The 25,239-nt window shown below is 62.4% G+C and carries 26 protein-coding genes and 1 pseudogene; 7 read left to right on the top strand and 20 right to left on the bottom strand.

Translation table 11 applies throughout. From position 1 onward, the window contains the following. Nucleotides 1-15: 15 nt before the first annotated feature. The 16 genes from ugpC to EN859_RS40440 form a co-directional block, all read right to left on the bottom strand. Nucleotides 16-1,074, bottom strand: coding sequence for a sn-glycerol-3-phosphate ABC transporter ATP-binding protein UgpC (gene ugpC, locus EN859_RS05460; protein WP_127852560.1), 1,059 nt, complete (start codon nucleotides 1,072-1,074; stop codon nucleotides 16-18). Between the two features lie 40 nt (nucleotides 1,075-1,114). Further along, entirely contained in the window at nucleotides 1,115-1,936 is an 822-nt protein-coding gene (locus EN859_RS05455) for a carbohydrate ABC transporter permease (RefSeq protein ID WP_127852561.1), read from the bottom strand. Then, nucleotides 1,937-2,875, bottom strand: a complete 939-nt coding sequence (locus tag EN859_RS05450) for a sugar ABC transporter permease (RefSeq protein ID WP_127852562.1) — start codon at nucleotides 2,873-2,875, stop codon at nucleotides 1,937-1,939. Further along, nucleotides 2,875-4,212 carry an extracellular solute-binding protein gene (locus EN859_RS05445; protein WP_127852563.1) on the bottom strand — a complete coding sequence of 446 codons (1,338 nt, stop codon included), beginning with the start codon at nucleotides 4,210-4,212 and terminating at the stop codon, nucleotides 2,875-2,877. The genes EN859_RS05450 and EN859_RS05445 overlap by 1 nt, the downstream gene beginning before the upstream one ends. Before the next feature lie 62 nt (nucleotides 4,213-4,274). Then, nucleotides 4,275-4,934 carry a GntR family transcriptional regulator gene (locus tag EN859_RS05440; RefSeq protein ID WP_127852564.1) on the bottom strand — a complete coding sequence of 220 codons (660 nt, stop codon included), beginning with the start codon at nucleotides 4,932-4,934 and terminating at the stop codon, nucleotides 4,275-4,277. 23 nt (nucleotides 4,935-4,957) lie between these two features. Continuing rightward, complete coding sequence (locus EN859_RS05435) at nucleotides 4,958-5,842, bottom strand: dihydrodipicolinate synthase family protein (RefSeq protein WP_127852565.1); 885 nt, start codon at nucleotides 5,840-5,842, stop codon at nucleotides 4,958-4,960. A 409-nt stretch (nucleotides 5,843-6,251) separates the two neighbouring features. Further along, on the bottom strand, nucleotides 6,252-7,277 hold the full coding sequence (locus EN859_RS05430) for an alpha/beta hydrolase (RefSeq protein ID WP_210237686.1): 1,026 nt from the start codon (nucleotides 7,275-7,277) through the stop codon (nucleotides 6,252-6,254). An 86-nt stretch (nucleotides 7,278-7,363) separates the two neighbouring features. Then, nucleotides 7,364-7,933, bottom strand: a complete 570-nt coding sequence (locus tag EN859_RS05425) for a TetR/AcrR family transcriptional regulator (protein WP_127852566.1) — start codon at nucleotides 7,931-7,933, stop codon at nucleotides 7,364-7,366. A gap of 250 nt (nucleotides 7,934-8,183) precedes the next feature. Beyond that, nucleotides 8,184-9,014 carry an anti-sigma factor gene (locus tag EN859_RS05420; RefSeq protein WP_127852567.1) on the bottom strand — a complete coding sequence of 277 codons (831 nt, stop codon included), beginning with the start codon at nucleotides 9,012-9,014 and terminating at the stop codon, nucleotides 8,184-8,186. Continuing rightward, a complete protein-coding gene (locus tag EN859_RS05415) occupies nucleotides 9,011-9,541 on the bottom strand; it encodes a sigma-70 family RNA polymerase sigma factor (protein ID WP_245525490.1) in 531 nt (176 codons plus the stop codon). Before EN859_RS05415 ends, EN859_RS05420 begins: the two co-directional genes overlap by 4 nt. Nucleotides 9,542-9,581: 40 nt before the next feature. Further along, entirely contained in the window at nucleotides 9,582-9,926 is a 345-nt protein-coding gene (locus tag EN859_RS05410; RefSeq protein ID WP_127852568.1) for a cupredoxin family copper-binding protein, read from the bottom strand. Nucleotides 9,927-9,952: 26 nt separating this feature from the next. Continuing rightward, complete coding sequence (locus EN859_RS05405) at nucleotides 9,953-10,915, bottom strand: metallophosphoesterase (RefSeq protein WP_127852569.1); 963 nt, start codon at nucleotides 10,913-10,915, stop codon at nucleotides 9,953-9,955. Nucleotides 10,916-11,021: 106 nt separating this feature from the next. Next, a complete protein-coding gene (locus tag EN859_RS05400; protein ID WP_245525489.1) occupies nucleotides 11,022-12,002 on the bottom strand; it encodes a hypothetical protein in 981 nt (326 codons plus the stop codon). A 25-nt stretch (nucleotides 12,003-12,027) separates the two neighbouring features. Then, nucleotides 12,028-12,858: a DUF1259 domain-containing protein gene (locus EN859_RS05395; RefSeq protein WP_127852570.1), complete on the bottom strand. Its 831-nt coding sequence runs from the start codon at nucleotides 12,856-12,858 to the stop codon at nucleotides 12,028-12,030. Between the two features lie 39 nt (nucleotides 12,859-12,897). After that, nucleotides 12,898-13,368 (bottom strand): chromate resistance protein ChrB domain-containing protein, encoded by a 471-nt coding sequence (locus EN859_RS05390; protein ID WP_127852571.1) that lies wholly within the window; start codon nucleotides 13,366-13,368, stop codon nucleotides 12,898-12,900. Beyond that, a complete protein-coding gene (locus EN859_RS40440; protein ID WP_127852572.1) occupies nucleotides 13,365-14,339 on the bottom strand; it encodes a Fe-Mn family superoxide dismutase in 975 nt (324 codons plus the stop codon). Before EN859_RS40440 ends, EN859_RS05390 begins: the two co-directional genes overlap by 4 nt. Before the next feature lie 110 nt (nucleotides 14,340-14,449). Here EN859_RS40440 and EN859_RS05380 point away from each other — a divergent pair, with 110 nt between their 5' ends. Together EN859_RS05380 and chrA are read left to right on the top strand one after the other, a co-directional pair. Beyond that, nucleotides 14,450-15,427 (top strand): chromate resistance protein ChrB domain-containing protein, encoded by a 978-nt coding sequence (locus EN859_RS05380; protein WP_189501732.1) that lies wholly within the window; start codon nucleotides 14,450-14,452, stop codon nucleotides 15,425-15,427. Between the two features lie 8 nt (nucleotides 15,428-15,435). Beyond that, nucleotides 15,436-16,845 (top strand): chromate efflux transporter, encoded by a 1,410-nt coding sequence (gene chrA / locus EN859_RS05375; RefSeq protein WP_127852573.1) that lies wholly within the window; start codon nucleotides 15,436-15,438, stop codon nucleotides 16,843-16,845. A gap of 114 nt (nucleotides 16,846-16,959) precedes the next feature. On the opposite strand, the pseudogene EN859_RS05370 reads toward chrA, so the two are convergent. Both EN859_RS05370 and EN859_RS05365 read right to left on the bottom strand, forming a co-directional pair. After that, nucleotides 16,960-17,052, bottom strand: a pseudogene (locus EN859_RS05370) (SDR family oxidoreductase); the annotation flags it as partial. A gap of 190 nt (nucleotides 17,053-17,242) precedes the next feature. After that, nucleotides 17,243-17,776 carry a TetR family transcriptional regulator gene (locus EN859_RS05365; RefSeq protein WP_127852574.1) on the bottom strand — a complete coding sequence of 178 codons (534 nt, stop codon included), beginning with the start codon at nucleotides 17,774-17,776 and terminating at the stop codon, nucleotides 17,243-17,245. 142 nt (nucleotides 17,777-17,918) lie between these two features. On the opposite strand from EN859_RS05365, the gene EN859_RS05360 reads away from it, so the two are divergent. Beyond that, nucleotides 17,919-19,160 (top strand): efflux RND transporter periplasmic adaptor subunit, encoded by a 1,242-nt coding sequence (locus EN859_RS05360; protein WP_127852653.1) that lies wholly within the window; start codon nucleotides 17,919-17,921, stop codon nucleotides 19,158-19,160. After that, a complete protein-coding gene (locus EN859_RS05355) occupies nucleotides 19,157-22,240 on the top strand; it encodes an efflux RND transporter permease subunit (RefSeq protein ID WP_127852575.1) in 3,084 nt (1,027 codons plus the stop codon). The genes EN859_RS05360 and EN859_RS05355 overlap by 4 nt, the downstream gene beginning before the upstream one ends. A gap of 131 nt (nucleotides 22,241-22,371) precedes the next feature. Here the strand turns inward: EN859_RS05355 and EN859_RS05350 are convergent, their stop codons facing one another. After that, a complete protein-coding gene (locus tag EN859_RS05350; protein ID WP_127852576.1) occupies nucleotides 22,372-22,833 on the bottom strand; it encodes a L,D-transpeptidase in 462 nt (153 codons plus the stop codon). A 319-nt stretch (nucleotides 22,834-23,152) separates the two neighbouring features. Here EN859_RS05350 and EN859_RS05345 point away from each other — a divergent pair, with 319 nt between their 5' ends. Together EN859_RS05345 and EN859_RS05340 are read left to right on the top strand one after the other, a co-directional pair. Then, the gene (locus EN859_RS05345) at nucleotides 23,153-23,485 is read left to right on the top strand and encodes a hypothetical protein (protein ID WP_127852577.1); all 333 of its coding nucleotides are present in this window, start codon (nucleotides 23,153-23,155) and stop codon (nucleotides 23,483-23,485) included. Nucleotides 23,486-23,519: 34 nt separating this feature from the next. After that, nucleotides 23,520-23,687: a hypothetical protein gene (locus tag EN859_RS05340; protein ID WP_127852578.1), complete on the top strand. Its 168-nt coding sequence runs from the start codon at nucleotides 23,520-23,522 to the stop codon at nucleotides 23,685-23,687. 22 nt (nucleotides 23,688-23,709) lie between these two features. Here EN859_RS05340 and EN859_RS05335 read toward each other — a convergent pair whose 3' ends face one another. Beyond that, nucleotides 23,710-24,396 carry a response regulator transcription factor gene (locus EN859_RS05335; RefSeq protein WP_127852579.1) on the bottom strand — a complete coding sequence of 229 codons (687 nt, stop codon included), beginning with the start codon at nucleotides 24,394-24,396 and terminating at the stop codon, nucleotides 23,710-23,712. 46 nt (nucleotides 24,397-24,442) lie between these two features. On the opposite strand from EN859_RS05335, the gene EN859_RS05330 reads away from it, so the two are divergent. Then, entirely contained in the window at nucleotides 24,443-25,216 is a 774-nt protein-coding gene (locus EN859_RS05330; RefSeq protein ID WP_189501730.1) for a response regulator transcription factor, read from the top strand. The last annotated feature ends 23 nt before the right edge of the window (nucleotides 25,217-25,239 follow it).

Here is a 25,239-nt window from a genome sequence, read left to right as displayed (position 1 = left end):
ATCAGCCGCGCAGCGTCAGATGCGCCTGCCGGTTTTCGCGTCGAACAGGTGGGCGCATGCGCGGTCGACTTCGATCCGCACCCCTTCGCCTTGCTTCAACGCAAGCCGCTCCCTGAAAAGGCAGGAGATCTCCTCGCCGGCGCAGTCGACCCTGGCGAAAATCTCCGAACCCGTCGCTTCCAGAAGCGTGACGGTGCCCGGGATGCCCTGGCCGGTCACCCGGATATGTTCGGGACGAATGCCATAGACGAGCTCTCCACCTGAGGTGCGCGCCGGGTGGATGTCTTGCGGCAGCGGCAGGGTCAGCCCGCCGGCGCTGCAGAAAACGCCTTCCTCGATGTGGCCGGCAATGAAGTTCATCGCCGGCGAACCGATGAAGCCGGCAACGAAGAGATTGGCCGGGCGGTCGTAGAGGTCGAGCGGCGCACCGATCTGCTCCACAAGGCCGTCATGCAGCACGACGATCTTGTCGGCCATGGTCATGGCCTCGATCTGGTCGTGGGTGACATAGATGGTGGTGGTGCCCAGCCGCTGGTGCAGCGCCTTGATCTCGCCGCGCATCTGGACACGCAGCTTAGCGTCGAGATTGGAAAGCGGCTCGTCGAACAGGAAGACCTGCGGGTCGCGCACGATCGCGCGGCCCATGGCGACGCGCTGGCGCTGGCCGCCGGAAAGCTGGCGCGGATAGCGGTCAAGCAGCTTTTCCAGGCCGAGGATGCCGGCTGCCTTCCTGACACGGCCGGCGGTGTCGGCTGGATCGGCTTTCTTGATCTTCAAGGCAAAGCCCATATTGTCGGCCACCGTCATATGCGGATAGAGCGCATAATTCTGGAACACCATTGCGATGTTCCGGTCTCGCGCCCGCAGATTATTGACGGTGCGCTCGCCAATGGTGATCCTTCCGCCCGAGATCGTCTCTAGCCCCGCAATCATGCGCAGCAGTGTCGATTTTCCGCAGCCCGACGGGCCGACCAGGATGACGAACTCGCCGTCGGCGATGTCGACGCTGACATCGTGAATGATCTTGGCGGCCCCGAAAGCCTTCTGCACATTGTTGATTGTTACCGATGCCATTGGATTTCCCTAGGAAAAGAGTGATGTCCGGCCGGGCGCCTCAGCCGCCCTTGACGGCGCCGGCAGTCAGCCCGGCGACAATCTGCCTTTGCGCGAACATCGTCAGGACCAGCACCGGCAGCGTCACCACCAGCGCAGCGGCGGCGAGCGGCCCCCAGCTCACCTGCTCATAGGAGAGCATGTTGTAGACGGCGACCGGCAGCGTGCGGGTCTCGCGGCTGGCGAGCACCACGCCGAAGACGAAATTGTTCCACGAGAAGATGACGGACAGGATGAAGGCGACGACGATGCCCGGCTTTGCGATGGGCAGGGCGACCAGCCGGAACACCTGCCAGGAGGTGGCGCCGTCGATGTTGGCCGCCTCTTCCAGCTCCATCGGCGTCGTCTCGAAATAGCCTATCATCACCCAGACCACGATCGGCACCGTCACCACCAGATGGATGATGATCTGCGGCCACAGCGTGCCGAGAATGCCGAACCACTGGAACAGCAGAAACAGCGGGATGAGATAGGAAAGCCCTGGCGTCATGCGGGCGATCATGATGACGACCGCCGATCTCTCGGCCTTGAGCCGCGCAATGCCATAGCCGGCCGGAACACCAATCAGCAGCGCCAGCAGCGTCGCCGTGCCGGTCACCAGAACCGAATTCCAGAGACAGAGCAGGAAATTGTTCTCCTCGAACACCTTTGCATAGTTCGACCAGGCAAAACGTTCGGGGATCAGGATCGGCGGATAGGCGCCGTTGTCGATCTCGAATTTCAGAGACAGCGAGATCATCCAGAGGAAGAACAGGATCGCCGGCGAGACGAAGACCAGAGCCGCGAAAAACAGACCGATCCGGTTGAGCAACTGGGAACTCATCTATTTGCCCTCCGCATCGGCCCACTGGGAGCGCTGGCGCAGCATCAGCAGGATGAAGGACAGAGCCACGATGACGGTGAAGAACACCACCGCCATGGCCGAGCCGTAGCCGATGTCGTAGTAGGAGAAAGCGGTGTTGTAGAGATAGATGTTGATGGTTTCCGAGGCCGTGCCCGGCCCGCCCTGCGTCATCGCGTAGATGATGTCGAAGCTCTTCAGCGCATCGATCGTGCGGATGATCACCGCGATCATCAGGAACGGCGCGATCATCGGCAAGGTGAGGTAGCGGAATTGCTGCCAGGCATTGGCGCCGTCGATCTCGGCGCTCTCGAAGGGCTCGCGCGGCACCGAGGCCAGCCCGCCCAGCACGATCAGCATCACCAGTGGCGTCCACTGCCAGGTCTCGACCGCAACCAGCGAAGGGATGACCGTGTTGGCGTTGAATATCCATTCCTGCGCCGGGATGCCGACCAGCGACAGAAGGTAGTTGAGCACGCCGAGCTGAGGATGGAACATCATCGTCCAGACCAGTGCCACGGCAACGGGCGTCGCCATCATCGGCATCACGAAGATGCCACGCAGCAGGCCGCGCAGCGGAACCTTGGCGTCAAAGATCAGGGCCGCCACGGTGCCCAGGAACATCGGCGTAACGACCGAGAGGAAGGTGTAGCTCAACGTATGGACAAGGGATTCCCAGAATCGCGGATCACCGGCCAGGCGCAGATAATTTTCCATCCCGGCAAAGCTTCGCGACTGGCCAAGCGTCCAGCGGTTGACGCTCATCCACAGCGTGAAAGCCCAGGGGAAGACGATCACGGCGCCAACGACGACGAGCGCCGGCACGACGAAGGGCCAGTAGTTGGGAGCCAGTCGGATCGTCTGGCTCCCTTCGGTGGCTTGCATCGTCACCCCGGTTTGTTCTGGGGTGGTGGCGGACATCAGCCTTGCTCACTCCTGTCGAGAACCGGCTGGAACTGCTCGGTAGCTTTCTTCAGCTCAGCCGCCGGATCAGCACCGGCAATCATATTGGTCAACGCCACGCCGTAGATGTCGCGGAACTCGGTTACAGGGATGATGACCGGCAGCGCCAGCCGGCTGATGTTGCCGGAACCGACCACGGCATCGAGCCAGCTCGCCGGCATGGTGACGCCTTCGCGCACCTTGGGATCCTCCAGCACCGACTTTCGGAAAGGCACGCCGGCGCCGGCCTGCAGCAGGCGCGCGCCCATGGCCGGGGATACCGCCCACTGGCAGAACAGATAGGCGGCCTCCTTCTTCTCGCTGGTGGCCGTCACGCCGAGGCCGTCGCCAAAGGTCCCGGAGGCATGCGCCTTGGGACCCTTGGGTACGACGCCGTAGCCGACCTTGCCGACGACGCGCGACTTTTCGGGATTCTCCATCGGCGGGGCAAAGCCAACGCCGTCGAACCACATGCCAATCTTGCCTTGCAGGAAGGCGGACTGCGCTTCGGCCCAGTTGAAGCCGGTGACGCCCGGCGGGGCACACTTGGTCATCAGCTTCTGATAGAGGGCGGCAGCCTCGACCGCCTCGGGAGCCTCGGTGCGCAGCTTTCCCTTGTCGTCGAGCGGCGTCATGTCGTAGCCGAGCATGAGCGATGTCCACACCGGCGTGTTGGCATTCTTGAGGCCGCGGGCAACGAAACCGTACGTGTTGGTCGATGGATCGGTCAGCGCTTCGGCGGCAGCCACCAGTTGCTCGAACGTCTCGGGATATTTGATGCCCTTGGCCTCGAACAGCTCCTTGTTCCAGTAGACGATCCAGTAATCCACCGAGAAGGGCAGCGAGCGCAGCACGCCCTCGCCGTCCTTGGCGAAAAGCATGCCGGCCTCGGCGAAATCGCTTTCGACCAGCCCAGGATCGGTCAGCGTCGGGTCGGCGAGATAGCCGGCGATGTCCGCCAGCCAGCCACCCTTCTCGAACTGCCGCTTCTGCACGTGGTAGCTCAGATGCACGACATCGAAGCTCGGCTTGCCAGAGCTAAGCTCGATCACCGTCTTCTGGCGTTGCTGCTGTTCCGGCGTCGCCTCGGCATTGACCTTGATCCCGGTCAGTTCCTCGAATTCGGCGAGGTATTTCAGGATGGTGTCGCTGCGCGGGCTTTTCACCAAATTGACGTCAAGCGTCGTGCCGGCAAAGCGCTTCCAGTCGACGCCGGCGGCAAAGCTTGGGCGCAGACCCGCAAGGCCGGCGGCGGCAAGCGCCGTGGTTCCTGCAAGGAGTTCCCTCCTGGTTGGGTTGAACAGATTGGACGACATTTCTTCCTCCCGGTTGCTGTCGTTGTGGATTGCGCCGTGACTGCGGCGCGGCTCGTGCTTCCTCAGATCTGGAGCGCCAGCCGGCGCGCATTGTCGATATGCCAGCTGATCGCCTCGACCGCCTTTTGCGGATCGCGGCTCTCGAGCGCTTCGATCACCGTCAGGTGCTCGCGCATCACCGGGACGACGCGCCCGTCGATACGGAAACGCTCCTGGTGGATCAGCCGGATCTTTACCGAGTTGACCAGATAGGCCTTGGCGATGATTTCGTTGCCAAGTGCATCGATGAAGGTGTCGTGCATGGCCCAGTCGATGTTCTGGGCCTTGGCTTCCATTTCCGGCGTCGGCGCCTGGGACAAGGCTTGAGCCAGCATGTCCTCATGCTCGCGCCGCAGACGGGCGAGTTCGGCGTCGGACGCGTTGATAGTGAAAAGCGCTACCGCTTCGCGCTCCATGAACAGGCGAAACTGGAAGGCCTCGCGGATCAAGCTGATGTCGATATGCGCGATCTGCATGCCGCGCTGCGGGATGGTTGTCAGAAGTCCCTCGGCTTCGAGGCGCGGCACGATCTCGCGGATGGCGCCAAGCGGCAGCCCAGTAAAGGCCACCAGTTCGCGCTGCGACACGAACTGCCCCGGCCGCAGATCGCGGGCCAGCAAATGCCGCGTGAAGCTGGCATAAGCTCTTTCCCGAAGGGTTGCCGGTTCGCTGGCGTCGTCCATCTCAGCGCGCTTCCCCTTGCATGTCAGGCCGGCTCTGTCGCAAACAGCCTGTCATAGGCGGCGGCAAGCTGTTGCCGCTCCTGCGCAGCGATCGGTTCCAGCGGCGGTCGCACCGTCAGCCAGCGTTCGTCGCCGGTCTTGCGCGCCACCATCACCTTCACTGCCGGCGTGACCGGATATTTGAGCAGTTCGAGAACAAAACTCTCGACGCGGGCATCGTCGCGCCCGTCCACGGCCATGGCGCGGATTTCGCCGGTGACGAAATTGGCCATGCCCGAAATGGCGCCCTGCCCGCCCTGACGCACGCTTCTCGCCAGGTGCCGCTCGTCGCCGATCAGGATCACCAGATCACCATGGGCGCTCAGCAGTGCCTCGCTGTAGCTCCAGTCGCCACCAGAATCCTTGACACCGGCGACCACGCCGGGAAAGGCTGCACGCAGCCTGCCGATCAGGCCAAGCGGAAGCGGCACCATGGTGACGGAAGGGATATTGTAGAGGAGGATGCCGCGAGCCAGCGGGCCGAGCGCCGCGAAGACTGCGGAAAACCATCCGAACAGCCCGTCCTCGCCGACATTCTTGAAGTAGCTCGGCGGCGCGAGGAGGATGTTGCGGGCGCCGCGCTGCAAGGCGTAGCGTGCCTGTTCGGCGGCGTCTTCGGCTGCATCGACCAGCACGCCGGCGACAAGCTGATGTGCCGGGATGCCGGCGACGAGCATGGCTTCGATGACACCCCGCCGCTCCTCGGTGCCGACGGAGGCACCTTCTCCTGTGGTGCCGAACAGCGTTGCGCTGTTGCAGCCGGCGCCAAGGCAGGCTCGGGCTTGCGCGACCATGGCAGGGATGGCGATTTGCCCGGACGTCTCAAAAGGCGTGGCGAGAGCAACCGAGAGACCAAAACGCGACGTCACTGCGACCCTCTCCGAACATCTGTCTACGCGCAGTGCTAGCACACTGACATGTTAGTTGTAAATTGCAGCGAAGCATTTTTCGGAGCGACGTCGATGGCGGCCTTTTCGTGTCAGTCTCGATTGCCTGATTCAGCAGCGCACCCGACTGGGGATGATGCCCGGCGCAGCTATGACGGGAACATCATGCGGCAAGGCGTCACCCCCTGCTGGGGATGCATCATTTCACAGAATGGGAGCGGGACGGGCTAATGGAGTTGGTCGCTCGGCGACCGACTGTGGGAAAGCAGAGTGCTAGTGTCGTGATTTCGAAGTTCGTCTGATTTTGATATCGAGTTCCGAGCGAACTTCCAAATCAAAACGACACTAGAAATCAACAGGTTGCTCTAACCCCCGGCGTCGGCACGCATGGCTACGTGGGGAAGCGCCGCTTCAGCCAGCCGATCATAAGGGTTGCGACCTCTTTCGGCTTCTCCTGCTGGGACCAATGCCCGCAACCAGCGATCACATCTTTCTCGAGATCGGGTATGTGCGCATCCATTCCATCCATCAGCGCTGGGGCAAGCACGACGTCGTCTTCAGCACCAATCATCAAGGATGGCACTTCTATCGTCTGATTGATGTTCAGGCCGGCTTTCCAGTTGCGCGACAAGTTGCGGTACCAGTTGATGCCGGGTGTGAAACCAGTGCGCTCGAAGCTCTCGACATAGAACGCAAGCTCGTCCGGCGTCAGGATCAGCTCGCCGGGCAGCGTTTTGGGTTCCGGTTGCTCGAGCGTCTTGATGAAGGCCATGTGCCGGGCCTGTGGCGGCAGCCTGGCATATTGCGCGGCGGTGATGACACCCTTGCGCATATTGTTTCTGAACACGCGCGCCACATCGTGCGCCATCAGCCGGTCGCCAAGGTCTCCATCTTCGAACATCAGCACATACATATCGGGACTGTAGACCTCACGCATCTGCGCGATCGGGTCTTTTGTATCGTCGGCCACGAACGGCTTGTCGGGCGGCGTCAAACCTTTGGTGAGGCTGGGATCCAGCCACAGCATCTCATGAGGAATGAACGGCGTGTTGAGGCCGATGACACCAGCAACACGGCTTTGGTGCAAAAGCGGCATCTGCCAGGCGACTAGGCCGCCCCAGTCGTGGCCGACGAACACAGCCTTTTCGACGCCGAGCGCATCAAGCAGACCGACGAGATCGCCGGTCAGGTGCACCATATCATAGTCCTCGACCTTCGATGGCCGATCGGTCAGGCCATAGCCGCGCTGGTCGGGAACGATGACATGATAGCCAGCGGCGACGAGCGGCGCGATCTGATGGCGCCAGGAGAAGGCAAGCTCGGGAAAACCGTGCAGCAAAACCACCGCCGGCCCCTTGCCAGCTTCGTAAACAGCCATGTTGATGCCGTTGGTCCGAACGTATCGAACCGTCGGCATGATCCGTGCCGTTCCGAAGGCCGGCATGAGAGACGCAATGAGGCTGCCGGCGGTGCCGAGAAGCACCACTCTGCGGGAAAGGCTGATCATGGCAGAAGTTTCCGTAGTTGCTCGAACTCTGATCGAATGACGGCCGGGCAGGCCGAGATGTTCTGGCCAGCGCGGATCAGGACGAGAATGCCCTGGTAGAGAAGCAGAAGCCTGGCGACCAGAAGGCCGACCTGCCCTCCTCCAATCTGACCCTCGACGACCCGCCTAATGGCAGCTTCCAGCACGGCGAACCCTTCGGCGAGACCCTGCGAGGCGACCGACGGCTGCGCGCCGAACTCGACGGCGGCATTCGTCAACAGACAACCATGCTCGTCGGATTCCGGCGCGCACAGCAACGACAGGAACAACTGTTCCAAACCATTCAGGTCATTTGCCTCACCGACATACGTCTCGATCCGGCGACGGATAACGGCATCGATGTAATAGCCGAAAGCCGCCCGATAGAGACCTTCCTTGTCGCCAAAGGCATTGTAGATCGAGCCGGACGTCAGGCCCGTCGCATCGCCCAAATCCTTGATAGAGACGCCGGCGAAGCCGCTTCGCCGAAATGCGTCCATCGCGTCATGGAGTACAGCGGCTTCGTCAAACGATCGCGGTCTGGTCATCTGCGTCTCTTTCTAAGATGATCATTCTAGAATTGATATTTTAGAAAGAGAGTCAAGCGGCTTTTCAGAAAGCCTTCCCAAATTGACAGGATCGAAGCCGCATGTACGTGTCGCCGATAGGCCTCGTTTCCGGAGGCGTTCATGTGCTTCTGGATGTCGAGTTGCCGGTAAGAATCACGGGCAGCCGATTGCCTTTTTACTGGACATCAAGATGCCCCCCAGCTCGACGGCAGTTCGTCCGTCGGAAAAATCATCCTGCTGCCGCGGCCGCTTGGAAACGGCCGACGAAGTTTTCGAGTTCGGGCCGCTCAGTGTCCGAAATAGCCCAGTAGGAGAAGGCACCGTCGCTCCAGTGGACCAGCGAGAACCCGCCGGCGGAAAGATCCGTCGCGACCGGTGCGGATGCCCCGCCGGTTTCCTGCGGCGCGGCGACGAGGGTGATCAGATGCTCGCGGTGCCGGTAGACGAGAGCCGGCATCGGCTTATCACCGATCACTTCGATCCGCCCGCCGAGCAGCGCAAAGCCGTCCTTGGCGAGGTCGGGTGCCGGCGGCGACACCCCAATCCGGGCGTCGAGCCAAGGCTTCACGGTGTGCCGGTCCGACGAAACGACGTCCACCGGGCTCGTGGCAAGAAGGCTGCGGCGATGGCCGCTGGCGATGGCCACGGCAAAGCTGTCAGGTGCGCCGCTCAGCATCACCCATTGCGTCGCTCCGCTAGCCAGCACCGCCGTGACGAGGATCGAAGCCGCCATGGCGCGCCAATCGAAGGAACCGAACCTGTGAATTGCCGCCCTTGCGAGAGGTCGCCGCGATCGGGCCGGCAGAGCTTGCGTCTTGTCGGGAGTGCCTATTGCCGCGATGCGGGCCCGGAAGCCTTCGCTGACCTCGGGTCGGCGCAGGCTGCGAACAGCGGCCTGCGACGCAGTGATGCGGGCATGCTCGGCGGCGAGTGCCGGATCGCTGGCGATGCGCCGCTCCAGCGCCAGGCTGGTGGCGGCATCGAGTTCGCCATCCACAAGGGCGTGCAGCAGAAGCCTGAGATCGGCAGGGTTTGTCGGCAGTCCGCTGTCGTTGCTCATCGCTTGTCTCCGAGTTCGGACATCAGCAGCCCGCGCGCCCTGGACAGGCGCGACATCACGGTACCCAGCGGCACGTCGAGCATGGCCGAGATCTCCCTGTAGCTGAGGCCGTTGATGTCGCGCAGCACCAGGACCTCGCGAAACGCCTGCGGCAACCTGGCGATGGCCGTTGCGACCGCCGCCGTATCGGCCTTGGCGATCAAGGCTGCCTCCGGGCTGTCGGCGTCGGTTTCGCGCGGCGCGGCAACCTCGTCGAGATCGGCGAGGTTGCCGACAGCGACGATGCTGCGCGGGCGGTTGCGGGCGAGCCAGCTGTAGGAAGCATTGCGCACGATGGCCAGCAGCCAGGCGCGTGCATTGCCGCCCGCATAGGTGGCGATGCCGGCATGAGCCTTGAGGCACGCTTCCTGCACCACATCCTCGGCGTCGTCGGCATTACCGGTCAGCCAGCGCGCGAGCGAAAGCGCATCGGCGAGGTGGGGCATGACCACCTCGCCGAACCGGTCCGCCCGGGCCTTGCCGCTCAACACCGCAACATCGTCTGCGTTTCCCAACCGCCCATTACGCTCATGGAGCGACTGTGATGGTACCTTGCATGTGGGGGTGAAGCCCGCAGAAATAGGCAAAGTCGCCGGCTTTTGTAAAGGTGAAGACGTATGTGTCGCCGGTGTCGAGCGCCTTGGAGCGGAACGAGGCATCGTTCGCGACCACCAGATGTGGGATGTCATCGTCATTCTCGAAGGTAACGGTCGTCCCGACCTTCACGGTCAGGGTCTGCGGCGTGAAAGCGAAGTTCTCGATCTTCACCAGCGGTGCATCCGCCGCATGGAGCGGCGCAGAGGCGACGGCAGCCAGACTGAGGCCGGCAAGGATCGCGGCGAGTTGTCGGGCAGGCAGACGTAGGTAGATCATGGGTGGTTCCTTCTGCAGCGTCACGGTCAGGCATCGGCAAGTGTGCTGTCGATGATCGCCAGCTCCTCTTTTCCCTGCCTCACCGCAACGCTGGTGATGCCGAGCAGACCACGCAGCTGGTCGGCGGGCACGGTCATCGGCCCGGGCGAGGCTGCCGCCCCTGGCGCAGGCTGCGGGAATGCGGTCGAGCGGGCCGTGTGGAAGGTGACGTTGCCTTCCACCTTCTGCATGATCTGGTGGATATGGCCGTTGAGAACGGTGACCGAGCCAAAGCCCTTGAGCAAAGCCAATGCTTGCGCGGCATCGTCGGTGCCCCACCCCCACTCGGGATAGACCGCCCAGAGCGGGATGTGGGCGAAGACAACGATTGGGGTCGAGGCGCTGATGGCCTTCAGGTCGTCTGCGAGCCAGGCCAGCTGCTCGGCTCCGAGATTGCCGAGCCCGCCTGCCTTCAGGTTCACGACATTGACCAGGCCAATGAAATGGACGCCGTTCTGGTCGAACGAATACCAGCCGGCGCCCTTGGTGCCCTTGCCGTAACGGTCGAGATAGGCCTGCCCGTTGCCGTCGTCGATGAGATCGTGCTCGCCGGGCACATAATGCACGTCGAACCCGGCGCCGCCGATGATCTGTGCGGCGTTGTCGAACTGCGCGGCCTTGGAAAGGTGGGTGATGTCGCCGGTGTGGATCAGGAAAGAGGGCTTTGCTGACATCGCCTGGATCTTGCCCATGGCCTCCTTCAGCGTGTCGATGGCGTGCGGATTGGCGGCCTTGTCGAAGCCGATATGGCTGTCCGATATCTGCAGGAAGGTGAAGCCGGTGGACACGGCCTCGGCGGCTTGCGCTTCTCCGAGCAGGCTGAGTGATGTCGGCACGCCGCCGGATATCGTCCAGAGCACGCCGGTGCCGGCCCAGATCATGCATTCCAGCGCATAGCGGCGGCTGATGCCCCCGCCCTTGCCAATGTCTTCATTGTCGTCGTGGGTCATGTCGATCTCCTGCGACGCCGCAATGGCGTATGCTTGGGAGACCGGCCAATGCCGTGGTTTATTCCCGCACCGTTCGCCCTGATCGATCACGGTGACGTGATAATCGTCACGGCGAAGGGCGAAATACGAGGACGGCAGCCTTGGATCCAAGCCATCCCGCACGCACGGCAACAAAGAGGCGATCGAGTTCCGGTACGAAGAGCGAGGTCCGCGCTCCGCTGGAAGTTGCCATACGTTCGATCAGTCCGAGCCCTTTCGGGCTGCGCTGCACAATGTCGATCGAGCCGTCTCCGCAGCTCACATAAATTCGGCCGCGCTTACCGTCAAAGAAAACATCGTCAGCATCGCCGCAGCTCTCGAGGCTCGCCGTGACCGCACCTGTCGCTACGTCCAGAAGGGCAAGCTTTGCTGGGCGGCGGAACACAACTGCAAGTCGTCCAGCCGCGCTGTCGAGCGCCATCGGAAAATTCGCCGCCAAGCCTGGTGTTTTCCAGGTGGCCACCTGCTTGCGCGATTTGAGATCGATGATGGCGATCTGCCCGGCGTCCGGCACATTCGCGAACACTCGGCCCGTTTTTGGGTCGAACTGAAAGCTTTCGGGATGGCCCGCCAGTCCTATGTCTTCGAGCTTGGACCGGGTCACCGGATCGAGGACGGCCAATCCGCCATTGCCATATCCGACAACAACGTGGCCGGAAGACGGATCGATGCGTACCGCATCGCTGCCGAGCGCAGTGGTTCCCAGTGACGACAGATCACCGGCGCGTAAGAACCGAACGGACCCGTCACCGCCATTGGCAACGATGATCACGTCCTGATTGGCAAGATACGCGACACCCTGCGGGTCCTTCAGTCCATTGATCCTTTCGTGGACTTTGCCGGTCTGAAGGTCGACCACATCGACACTGTCGTTGCCGAGTTCGGCGACGAACAGTCGCCCCCCAACACGATCAATCGCCATATGATCGATGCGGCCCCGGAGGTTTTCGAGTGGAATTGTTCGCTCGAGGATCAGATGCGGATCCGCCGCTGCCGCGCCGACCGAACACATGATCAGGTGGATCGCGGCGGTGAGCCAGAGGGTCACGCGGGCGGGGCGCACAGGACGGGACCTAGCTGTTCTTGAGGTCCATCTTGTCAAGCGCAGCCTTGAGGCCACGTCCCAGCTTGACGGCGTCGTCATTGGCCCAGAAATGCATGAAGAAGAGCCGCGGCTGTTCGTCCGGATTGACCTCGGATGCGATCAGCACAAAATCCCCAGTGATCGCCGCCTTGCCGGCCCCGGTCCGCTGGAAATTGATGGCAATCGCGCTGCCCATCGATGCCGGAACCTGCATGCCGCTATCGGTGATGGTTTCGGCTCGAGGGATGCTGAACTGGTAAACGCCGCCATTGGCCTTGCCTTTGTGACCGATGGCCTGGTCGACTGCTGCAGTGTCGAGTTCTATTTGCTGGGCAGAGGCTTGCGGCTTTGCGGCATTCTCCATCGGCGTCTTGCTCAGCGCCAATCCCGCATGCAACGCCGTCGCGAGCGTGACCGGGTCGCCTTGGCCGAAGACGTGCATATAGAGCGTCATCGGCTCGGCGCGCAGTAAGTGGTTGTGCAACGCGGTGATCTCGATGCCACTTTCTTCGAGCTTCTTCATCACCGGATTCACTTCGTCCTGCGTCAGAACGATGTCGCCCATGACCATGGCTTGGTTCCCCATCGGTTCGAAGGCGATCCAGCCTCCGAGGGCGAAGCCAGGTTTCAGCGCTACGCCATCGAGCGATACCTTCAGGTCGGTTCGCGGCAGCCCGATCCGGTAGACGCCGTCGGGCGTTTCCGTTCCGGATTTGCCGAATGTCTTTGCAACCATTTGCCAATCGGGAGCAGCGGCGGCGGGCAGGAGCAGCGTCGACATCGCAAGCAGCATTGCACCGGTCGTGAGTTTTGCATGCATGGGATTTCTCCTTGTGATCTGCCCCCATTGCCCAATTCGTCATGCAGCCGCCGGCTTCGTGGCAGGTGGCCAGCTGTGCGTCTCCGCCGTACGGTGCGAGGCCCATGCGTAAAGCGCGTCGTAAATGACGAAGCCGTGCTTCAGCACCTCGTGATCGTCTGGCGTGACGTCCCGCAGGCCCATCGAGATCGCAAGCAGTCCCGCCGACTGTGGCGTGAGATCATGGCGATCCGTATCGGCGCCGCGCACGATCGCAACAATGGTCACGATCGCTGGGTCGCGCTCAAGACCATATTTGGAGACAAAGGTGTCGAAACTGCATCCGTCGCCGACATGGGTGAATTCGACGCCTGGCACGTCGTAGGGCGTCGCACCCGTCTCCTGGGCAACAGGGATCACCTGATCGGGCGACACGAACAGAAACTCCGGTTCCTTGTCGATGAAGCGTGCAATCAGCCACGGGCAGGCAATGCGGTCGATGACCGGACGTTCACGGGTAACCCATTTCATGGCGCAATCCTTTCTTCTCTCATTACTAGGGGGACGGTTGGTGCGCCGATCGCATGCCAGGCGGCGATGCCGCCTGAAAGCGCACTTGCATCGACGCCGCGGCGACGCAGTTCGGCGACGGCGTCGCCGCTAACCTGGAAGCCATAAAGGCAATAGACGACAACCGGCCTGTCTTTCGGCAGCTCATCCGCCCAGTCGGCGATGGTCTCGGGCGCGCACACCCTCGCCCCCGGCAGCATATCGCTGCGCTTTGCCAGATCCTCGGCGAGGCAAACGTCGAGCAGGACAAGATCTTCTCCCTGATCGAGGCGCATCCGCAGTTCCTCTGGCGTGACCGCCGGAACCTTTCCGTCCGATACAGGTCCTATTGAGGGGTCGCGCTTCGCGACAGCCCGTTGGTGGCGGGTTGCAACGCGCTCCCAATGGATGTTCTTCATGAAAGCGTCGACATAGGCACCGGCCTTGGCGCCAAAGTCGAGGTGGTAAGCATGTTCGTACATGTCGAGCGCGAGGATCGGCAAGCCACCGGCCAGGCAGCTGGTGTGATCCGCTGCCCATTGGATCGTCAACCGATCGCGGCGCTCCAACCAGGTTAGCAAGGTCCATCCAGAGCCGCCGGCTTGCGCCTTTGCGCATGCCATGAACTTGGCGCGCCAAGCGGCCACACTGCCGAAGTCGCGTTCCAGTGCGGCGGCGAGATCCCCTCCGGCATCGCCGGAGCCACCCAGCCCATCGAAATAGATTTCGTGCAGGATCGCCGAATTGGCGGCAACCAACTCCTCGCGCTTCAACCCGTTGATGTCGAAGACCGGCGCCGTGCTCCAATCGAGTTCGTCGAGCCGCCGTTCGATGGCGTTGAGGCGGCGAACGGCACCTCCGTAATTGTTTTCGTAGTGGCTAGCCAACAACCGTTCGGACAGGCCGACGAGCCTGGGCGGCTTGAACGGCAGCGGCATGATCTGGTGTGGCATCGGGTTCCCTCGCTCGGCGGCACGGCCCATCCGTGAGGAAGCGAACGCTATGCTCAAATGAAAAATGATACAAGTGTTGCATTTCAGTTTGTTCGTGATACGGTTCACTTATGAGTGAGGGGCAATCGCAGGAGCAGCGCTGGCTGCTTCTGATCCATCAACTGCCAAGCAAGCCCGCCTATTTTCGGGTGAAGATTTGGCGACGGTTGCAAGGCATCGGCGCGGTCGCAGTCAAAAGCACCGTTTACGCCCTGCCGGCCAATGCCGAGATGCAGGAGGATTTCGAATGGCTTCTGAAGGAGATCGCCGCTGGCGGCGGCGAGGCCATGATGTGCGAGGCGCGCCTTGTCGATGGCTTGTCGGACGCCCAAGTCCGGGCGCTGTTCGACGCCGCACGTGATGCCGACTATGCGGAGATCGCTGAGCAAGCGCGCGACCTTGCCGCCGCAATCAAGATCGACGCGACAGCGGACAAACTGGCAGACGCGCGTTCGCAACTTGGTCGCTTGCGCAAGCGGCTCGCTGAAATCGTGGCGATCGATTTTTTCGGCGCCAACGGGCGTCTCGCGGTCGAGGGACTGATCGCCGAGCTTGAGGCGCAGCTTTTGGAGGACCAGTCCATGGCCAGGGAACCGAAGAAGGCTGCCGAGCCGGGCGAACTCAAGAGCCGGATCTGGGTCACACGCCGCGACGTGCATGTCGACCGCATCGCCTGCAGCTGGCTGATCCGTCGCTTCATCGATGCCGATGCGGCCATCCGCTTCGTGGCGGGCAAGGGATACGTGCCGAAGCAGGGCGAATTGCGCTTCGACATGTTCGAGGGCGAGATCACCCATGAGGGCGACCGCTGCAGCTTCGAGGTGCTGCTTGCCCGCACCGGTATAGCCGATCCGGCACTGCAGGCGATTGCCGAGGTCGTTCACGACATCGATCTCAAGGACGGCAAATTCAGTCGCGAGGAAACCACGGGTATCGCCAGCCTGATTGCCGGTATCGCGATGGCAAACGCAAGCGACGAGCAACGGATCGCCGAGGGCGCTGCCGTGTTCGACAATCTCTACCGATATTTCCGTTCGAAACGCGGGTGATGTGAACCATGGCCAACGCACACGGCGCGATAATCGCGCCAAACCAGGATGCACCCGACCATGGCATTTCTTTCGCTGAGGCGACGCGGGTCTGGGCTCGGGTCGCGGCGCTCAGTTTCGGCGGTCCCGCCGGCCAGATTGCGATGATGCACAGGATCATCGTCGAGGAAAAACGCTGGATCGGCGAGACCAGGTTCCTGCATGCGCTGAACTACTGCACACTGTTGCCCGGTCCAGAGGCGCAGCAACTGGCCATCTATATCGGCTGGCTCATGCACAAGACGAGAGGCGGTCTTGTTGCCGGCATCCTGTTCGTGTTGCCAGGCGCAATTGCCATCATGGCGCTCAGCTGGATTTACGCAATCTTCGGCAACGTCGGCGCCGTTCAGGCCCTCTTCTTCGGTTTGAAAGCGGCGGTCCTCGCCATCGTGCTCGAAGCGGTGTTGCGGATCGGCAGGCGGGCGCTCAAGAACAACGTCATGATCGGGCTCGCGGCGGCGGCCTTCCTGGCGCTCTTTCTCTTCCGTGCACCGTTTCCGCTGGTCATCTTGATCGCTGGCGTCATCGGTTTCGTTGGAGGGAGAGCGGGCTGGGCTTCATTCCGCTCGGGCAACGGACATGGCAAGGTCGGCGGCAAGCAAGTCGCCGATGCTGATACGGCGCTCGGCGAAGCGGTGCCGGCACATGCCCGGCCATCCGTCGGCTGGTCGCTGAAGATAGCCACCGTATTTCTGCTGCTATGGGTCGTGCCGGTCCTTGGATTGCTGATGCTGCTTGGGCAGGGAAATGTCTTCACCGACATCGCGATCTTTTTCTCCAAGATGGCGATGGTCACCTTCGGTGGAGCCTATGCGGTGCTCGCTTATGTGGCTCAGCAGGGCGTCGAGCACTATGGCTGGCTCAAACCCGGCGAGATGCTGGACGGCCTCGGCATGGCCGAGACGACGCCCGGCCCGCTGATCATGGTCACCCAGTTCGTCGGCTTCATGGGCGCCTACAGGGCGCCGGGAATGCTCAACCCGCTGCTCGCCGGAACGCTCGGTGGTCTGCTCACGACCTGGGTAACCTTCGTCCCCTGTTTCCTATGGATATTCCTTGGTGCGCCGTTCATGGAGACGATGCGCAGCAATAAGGCGCTGTCGGCAGCGCTGTCTGCCATCACAGCGGCGGTCGTCGGTGTGGTTTTGAACCTCGCGGTGTGGTTCGCGCTTCATGTGTTGTTCCGCCAACTGCACGAGGCCCACCGGCTCGGCATGACGCTGGATGTTCCCGTGTTCGACTCAGTCAATATTCCGTCGCTGGTTCTGACGCTCGGTGCGCTGCTCGCGGTATTCCGTTTCAAGATCGGCATGATCCCGGTGCTGGCAGCATGCTCGGTCCTCGGCCTGCTCTATGCCGTGGTCAGCGGATCGATCTGATCAGCGCGGCCGGCGCAACCCTCCGATAGAGCGTCCTTGACTGCCCAAAGATCAACGCCTTGCACGAACCAGGCCTGCAGTGACTGCAGGCTTCGAGAGGATTTGCGGGCACGCCTACTGTGCCGTCCAGCCGCCATCCATCGGCAAGGTCGTGCCGGTGATCTGCCTGGCCGCATCCGAGCACAGGAACAACGCCAGCGCCGCAACCGGATGCTCCGGCCTTGGAATTCCTGCTTCGCTCGAAACAATATCAACCATCGTCCCACTCCCGTTTGCACCGCGGCAACAGGAAGGACGTTATGTCCGGACGATGAAGCTGGTATGACGGGGGCCAGGGGATGTCAGGCCAGGTAATACCAGGCTGCCTCGACTGTGGGGCCGCCAGCTGCGTGGCAGCTTATTTGGCCATCTCCAGCAAGGACGATACCAGCAGCCGGCGTTCGTCCTGCGAAAGCACATCCGAGTCGAAAAGATTCATGCTGCGGAGCCCTTCGATGGCGAGATAGCAGATCAGCAGGGCCTTGAGGTCCGGCGCCTGTCCTTTCAGCCGTTCGAAAAGCTGCCGTTTGAACGATTTTATCGGCGTCAGGAAATCGGGATCCTCGGCGATCGCCGAAAATATCCAGGAGGCCGACGGTTGCGGTTTCTCGAGGTCATTGGCCGAAAGCCTGATGTAGGCCGCAAGCGGGCTTTCGCCGTTGGCGTCGGTCGTGCGGGATTCCAGCGCCTGCTCGAATGCGCGCAGGTAGTCCTCCACCAGCCCCTGCATCAATTTCGCCTTAGTCGGGAAATTGTAGAGAAGCCCGCCTTTCGATACGCCGGCGCGGCTGGCGACCGCGTCCAGCGACAGGCTACCAGGTCCGGATTCCCGGGCGACATCGGCTGCTGCTGCGAGAATCTTCTCGCGTGAATTTGCTCTGCGGGCCTTCATCATCGCTCCCCCATACATTAGCTTGGGCGGAATTGACAAGACCGTCCAGACGGTACAGTAAGACCGCCGTCATTTGAAATCGAGACCTGTCCCGGTATGTGTGCCGGTTGTCCGACTGTCATGGTGGGCCAGGCCAAGGGGACTGTTCGTGATCAAGCGCTTTATCATCGCCTTCATTTTGCTGGTGCTTGTGTGCGGCGGCATCGTCGGCTTCAACATTTTCCGCGACAACGCCATCCAGCAATTCTTTGCCACGATGAAGCCGCCGGCCGCGACCGTATCGACGGTCGTCGTCAAACCAGGAAACTGGACGCCTGGCGTCGAAGCGATCGGCACCGTCAGCGCGGTGCGCGGCGTTGACCTGACCGTCGAAACCACGGGCATCGTCAGGGACATCCTCTTCCAGGCCAACCAGAAGGTCGCGGCCGGTGTGGTCCTTCTCCAGCTCGACGATGCCGCCGAGCGCGCCGATCTCGACGCAACCAAGGCGCAAGCAGCGCTTGATCAGACAGCGCTGACACGCGCCATCGAACTGCAGAGACGCGGTGTTGGCGCGGAGGCGACGCTTGACACGGCACGGGCAACCGCATCGGCTTCCGCCTCGCAAGTCAACAGGCTGCAGGCGGTGCTCGATCAGAAGCAATTGACCGCGCCCTTCAGCGGCACCGTCGGCATCCCGAAGATCGACCTTGGCCAGTATCTCGCGCCCGGCACTGCGGTGGTGACGTTGCAGGATCTGGAGACGATGCGGGTCGATTTCTCGGTACCCGAACAGCAGCTTCCGCTGCTGAAGATCGGCCAGACAGTGCGGCTGGGCATCGGCGGTGGCGACATGCCCTTCACTGGCACCATTCGCGGTATCGACCCCAAGATCGACCCGGCGAGCCGGCTGGTGACGGTCCGGGCCGAAGTCGCCAACCCCGAAGGCAAGCTGACGCCGGGCCAGTTCGTGCAGGTGCGCGTCGAATTGCCCGAGGAAAACAACGTGCTGGCGCTGCCGCAGACCGCGCTGACATCCAGCCTCTACGGCGACTTCGTCTTCGTCGTGCGTCCGGCAAAAGCGAGCAATGGTGCGGCCCCCGCGCCGAAGCCGGAAGAGAAGCCCGTCGCGGATGCCTCGAAGCCTGCTGCCGGCACTGCCTCGGCAAAACCCGACGACGCCAAACCGGCGCCGGAAGAGAAAAAGCCCGAGCGCGTGCTCGCCCAGGTGTTCGTCAAGCCGGGCCGCCGCAACGATGGTATGGTCGAGATCCTGGAAGGCATTGCCGTCGGCGACGAAGTCGTCACCGCCGGCCAGAACCGGCTCTTCAATGGCATGCCCGTTGTGGTCGACAACACTGTCGACCCGACCAAGCCAGCGAATGAACGAGTGACCCGGCAATGAGCTTCTCCGACATCTTCATCCGCCGCCCGGTCCTTTCGACCGTGCTTGGCTGCATGATCCTGCTGCTGGGCTTCCAGGGCATCTTCAACCTTTCGATCCGGCAATATCCGAAGGTTGAGGAAACGGCGATCACGATCACCACGACCTATGCCGGCGCCAGCGCCGATCTTATCCAGGGATTCATTTCCGCGCCGATCGCCCGCGCCGTCGCCTCGACCGAAAACATCGATTACGTCACCTCGCAAAGCCGGCCTTCGTCGAGCACCGTGACGGTGCAGATGAAACTCGGCTCCAATCCCGACGTCGCGCTGAACGAGGTATTGTCGAAGGTGCAGAGCGTGCGCGGCGACTTGCCGGATGAGGCCGAGGACCCGGTCATCGTCAAGGGTACCGGCCAGCAGTTCGCGATGATGTACATCTCGATGCAGAATCCGAACATGACGCCCGAACAGCTCACCGAATATATCGAGCGCGTCGTGCGGCCGCGCATCGCGACGGTCGAGGGCGTCGCCGACGTGCAGATCTTCGGCGCTGCCGACTATTCGATGCGTGTCTGGATCGACCCGGTCAAGCTGGCGGCGCGCGGCGTGACGGCGGATGAGGTGCTGACCGCCATTAACAATTCGAACTTCCTCTCCGCGCCCGGCAAGACCGAAAACGAATACATCGCCTCTTCGATCACCGTGCGTTCGACGCTGCAGACGCCGGAGGCCTTCGCGGCACTCCCGCTCCGCTCCAAAGACGGCAACGTGGTGAGATTGCGCGACGTGGCGCACGTCGAGCTCGCCGCCAAGAGTACCGATACCAGGGTCAGCTTCAACGGCAAGCCCGGCACCTTTCTCGCCATATTCCCGACGCCGGCGGCCAATCCGCTGACGACGGCGGCATTGATCCACGATATCGTGCCGTCGATACAGGAGACGCTGCCGCAAGGGATGACGATCGAGGTCGTCTACGATTCGACCGAGCAGATCAGCGCCTCGATCGAGGAGGTGTTCAAGACCATCGGCGAGGCCGTTGCCATCGTCGTCGTCGTCATCCTGCTCTTCCTCGGCTCGTTCCGCTCGGTGCTGATGCCGATCGTGACCATTCCGCTATCGCTGATCGGCGTCTGCTTCCTCTTGTTTTCGGTAGGCTATTCGATCAATTTGTTGTCGTTGCTCGCGATGGTGCTGGCGATCGGCCTCGTCGTCGACGACGCCATCGTGGTGGTTGAAAATATCCACCGCCACATGGAGGAAGACGGCTTGTCGCCGATGCAGGCGGCCTTCAACGGCATGCGGGAAATTTCGTCCGCCATCATTGCCATGACGATGACGCTGGCCGCCGTGTTTGCGCCGCTGGCCTTCACCGGCGGCCTGACCGGCGCGCTGTTCCGCGAATTCGCGGTGACGCTGGCCGGCTCGGTGGTGCTTTCCGGCGTCATCGCCGTCACCATCACGCCGATGATGTCGGCGCGCATCCTGAGGGCCGGCTCGCACAGCCGCTTCCAGCGCATCGTCGACAACACCTTCGGGCGCGTCGAACACGTCTATGAGCGGTTAGTCAGCGGCTCGCTGAAATATCGCCCGGTAACGCTGATGATCGTCATTGCACTGGTCGCCACGACCGGCTTCATGTTCACCAGGACCTCAAGCGAACTGGCACCGGAAGAAGACCAGGGCTTCCTGCTCTCGCTGGTGACCGGGCCGCGCTATGCGACGTCGGACTATACCGAGCGCTACGTCAATCAGATCCTCGGCCTGGTCAAGGACCTGCCGGAAACGCGGGCGCAGTTCTCGGCAGTCGCGTTCGGCGGCCAGACCAACAGCGCCTTCGTCGGCTTTGCATTCAAGGACTGGGCCGATCGTACCCGCAGCTCCAAGCAAATCCAGGAGGACATCACGGGCCGTCTCGCCAAGGTGGCCGGCGTCGAGGCTTTCGTCTTCGCACCGCCGACGCTGCCCGGCTCCGGCGGCGGCCTGCCGATCACCATGGTGGTTCGCTCGACCGGCGACGCCTCGCAGGTGTTCGAGGCGGCCGAGGACATCAAGAACAAGGCGCAGGCCTCCGGCCGCTTCATCGTCGTGCAGAATTCGATGTCCTTCGACGCGCCTCAAGTGACGGTGACGATCGACCGCGATCGCGCCGCAGCACTCAACCTTCCGATCGCCGAAATCGGCCGCACGCTGACGCTTCTGGTCGGCGGCAACAAAGTGGCGCAATTCGACCGCGAGTCCAACAGCTACGACATCATCCCGCAGGTGCCGCAGGACTTCCGCGACAATCCCGAAAAACTGAGCGAGTATTTCGTGCGCAGCGTGTCGGGCGAGATGGTGCCGCTCTCGGCGGTGGTCAAGGTCTCGACCAACGCATCGCCCGCCGTGATCGAGCAGTTCAATCAGCTGAATTCGGCGACGATCTCCGCCTTGCCGCGGCCCGGCGTCACCACCGGGGACGGATTGAAAGCCGTCGAGGACATTGCCAGGCAAAGCCTGCCCGACACCTTCTTCATCGACTATTCCGGCCAATCGCGGCAGGAGAAGGAACAGGGCTACACCATCATCATCGCCTTCGCGGCCGCCGTGCTCGTCATCTACCTGGTGCTGGCGGCGCAGTTCGAAAGCTTCCGTGACCCGCTGATCATCATGATGTCGGTGCCGCTGTCGATCTTCGGCGCGATTGTGCCGCTCAATCTGGGGCTCGGAACGCTCAACATCTACACACAGGTCGGTCTGATCACGCTGATCGGCCTGATCACCAAGCACGGCATCCTTCTCGTCGAGTTCGCCAACCAGCAGCGCGAGAGGCACGGGATGCGGCGGCGCGAAGCGATCGTCGCCTCGGCCAGGGTACGGTTGCGGCCGATCCTGATGACGACGGCGGCGATGGCGCTTGGCGTGGTGCCGCTGATCACCTCCAGCGGCGCCGGCGCTGCGGCCCGCTATTCGATGGGTCTGGTGATCTTCACCGGCATCCTGGTCGGAACCATGTTCACGCTGTTCGTGGTGCCGATGTTCTATACCTTCATCGCCAGCAAGGACCTGCCGCATCACGCCGAGAAGCCGGATCCGGAGCTGATGCCAGTGATGCAGGACTAACAAAAGCAGGCCGGAAATTTCCGGCCTCGTTTTTGGCTGGGTTCACAACCGCGGAAGCTTTGTCGCCCTCCCGCGGGAACCTGGAAGGTGGGGCACAGAAGCTTGCTGCAGCTTCACGCCCCCTTCACAGCCTACTTGACGATGAGGATGCTGGTGTTGGCGGGGCCGAAGGCCTCGACGAGCTGGTAGAAATCGGCGGCATTGTCCGGATGCAGCCGCACGCAGCCATGCGAGGCCGGCCGGCCGAGACGCTTGATGGCGTAGGTCGCATGCACGGCATAACCGCCGCTGAAGAAGACCGAATGCGGCATCGGCGCATTGTCATATTTCTTCGAGTACCACATTTCATGCAAGCGGGTCGGCTTGAAGGAGCCGGTCGGCGTGACATGCGCCTTGTCGCCGGTCGAAACCTTCCAGGCGAAGGTCGGGCGACCGTCGACCAAGACCTCCATGACCTGCTGCGAAAGCGAGACCCGCGCCACGATCTTGTTGGCGGCATGGGCGACGCCGTTGCCGGCGCTGACGAGAAAGGCTGCCGCTGTCAGGGCAGCGGCAGTGATGTTGATGAGCTTAGCGGAAATGGCGGTATGCATGATGTCCCCTATCTGCCGGCCCGGCCGGCTCCAATTCGATGACCGGCTTATCGCGACGTCACGTTTCAAATAGATTTCGCTTGATGCTCGTTTTTGTTTCGAATCTGTTTCCGATGGTTAACGAAAATGACGGCTTGAGGGGCCGATCATCGAGCGAAACCCAGCCTAATCTCTAAACGAAGGTGCGGATCGGCTGTATGTGAAAAGATTTAAGTTCACATCGAAACCGATCTGCAACAAGCCGCGGCGTCGGCGGCATGAACCGGATACAGGCCGGCCGCAGAGTTGACCTAACGACAGCAGCCGGCATCAAACGAAAATGGGCATAGAACCGAACACCACATTCTGGCTTCTCAGGATAAGCATCGCCGCAGTCATCGTCGGCGGCGTCGGCACTGTCGCCGGCAGCCCGATGACGGCATTTGCGACCATGAGCTCGGGCGAGGTTTCGACGCTGCATGCCGCGCTGTTCATCGCCACGGTCTGGATTGTTTCCAGCCTGCGCATCAACCGGCTCAAGGCCCTCTGGCGGGTCGGCTTTGGGCTGAAGGGGATGCGCGGCCCCTCCGGCAACTTGCAGCCGAGAGGACCGAAGGCCCGCGCCGCGACGGGGGGCTCCGTGGGCGGCGCGGGCACTTCGGGGGTATCCTGAAGCGACTACGATCTGATTTTTGGGGAACGGATGGATGAAAACGAAATTTGCTGCTTCGGTGCTTTACGCACTGCTCTATGCGCAAGGCCTGCTGGGCTTCGCCGGCCTCGCCAGCGTGCTGCTGAGAGATCGCGCCCACGCCGACGAACTCGCCGTTGTCAGCGAAGTGCCGTCAGGCCCATCGCTTCTCGTGGTGCGCTGAGGCCGGCGTGGCCGCTCTGCTCTCAGTCGGCGCGCTGTGTCGGCGGATCGAACCGGTAGCCCGCACCCCGTATGGTGATGATGGTTTCGGTGTCGAGCTTGCGGCGCAGCCGCACGATGCGCGAATCGATCGAGCGGTCGAAGGCCTCGGCATTTTCGGCGGGCGCTGCGGCAATGATGTCGTCGCGCGTCAACACCTTGCGCGGGCTGGCCAGGAACAGCCTGAGCAATGCCACCTGGCCAGGCGAAAGCTGCTCTTCCGCACCCGAGCGGTGCATGACCATGGCCGACCTGAGGTCGACGGTTGCATTCTCCAGCACGATCAGCTCCTGGCTATTCCTGCCGCGCCGCGCCAACAGGCCGCCAATGCGTGCAGCAAGCTCCCTGACATTGAGCGGGCTCTCGATGACGTCGGCGGCGCCGAGCTCGAGCGCCAGCACCTTGTCGACGAGATCGGCCGGGCGGCAGATCAGGATGAAATCGGGCCCGCCCTCACCGCCATGGCGCCTGAGCAGGTCGCGCCCCTCGGCCTGGCTGAGACTGTCGCCGACAACCACGACGTTGATACCCTTTCCGGAAAGCAAGGATTCGGCCTCCCAGAGGTGGCGCGCCTTGCGCACGTCATGGCCACGCCGCTCGAGATGTTCGGCGAGATCGGTCGCGATCACTTCGGCAACGGAAACCAGCGCGATAACGGATCGTACGGCCATTTTTTTCCACCCTGCAACCGGCAACCCAAGATGAGTGCTGGACATCATGTTTATACCCAATCTACTTTCCGCTGAAAGCGGGAGCGAGAGCATAGTGCGGGCACGAATTGTTGTCGTCGAAGACGAGCCCGATCTGAGGGACGCAGTCGCCGAATATCTCGGCGCCAACGGCTATGAGGTGGCCACGGCCGAAAGTGCCGCCGCGGCGCGGACCTTGCTGGAAACCCAACCCTTCCATCTGGCCATCCTCGACATCGCCATGCCCGGCGAGGACGGCCTGTCGCTCGGCCGCTGGCTGCGCTCGAAAACCTCGATCGGCATCATTTACGCCACCGCCGCCGGCACAGCGCTCGACCGCATCGTCGGGCTGGAGCTTGGCGCTGACGACTACATCGTCAAGCCTTACGAGTTGCGCGAGGTGCTGGCCCGGGTCCGCAGCGTGCTGCGCCGCGTACCACAGCCGGCCGCACCGCAGGGCGCCAAGGCCGATGCAGGCCGCCGGTTCATGACCTTCGGCTCGTTTCAGGCCGACCTCGACGGCAGGCTGGTCACCGGCGCCAACGGCGCAGTCATCGACATGGCCAAAAGCGAATTCGACGTTCTGGAGGTTTTTCTGACCCGTGCCAACCGGTTGTTGACGCGGGCGGCGATCTCAGAAGCGATCGGCTTCGTCGAAGATCCGGAATCCTCGCGCGCCGTCGACATCCGCATCATGCGGCTGCGAAAGAAAATCGAGGCGGACCCGGCCAATCCGAAATTCCTGCGCACGGTGCGCGGCGAAGGCTATATCTTCTCGCTGCCGACCGGCGATGGACACTGAGCCGCGCCACGGCCTGATTTGAA

Origin of the sequence: Mesorhizobium sp. M00.F.Ca.ET.216.01.1.1 (assembly GCF_004010325.2) — a bacterium.
Classification (GTDB): Bacteria; Pseudomonadota; Alphaproteobacteria; order Rhizobiales; family Rhizobiaceae; genus Mesorhizobium.
This window is presented reverse-complemented; position numbering and strand designations above follow the sequence as displayed.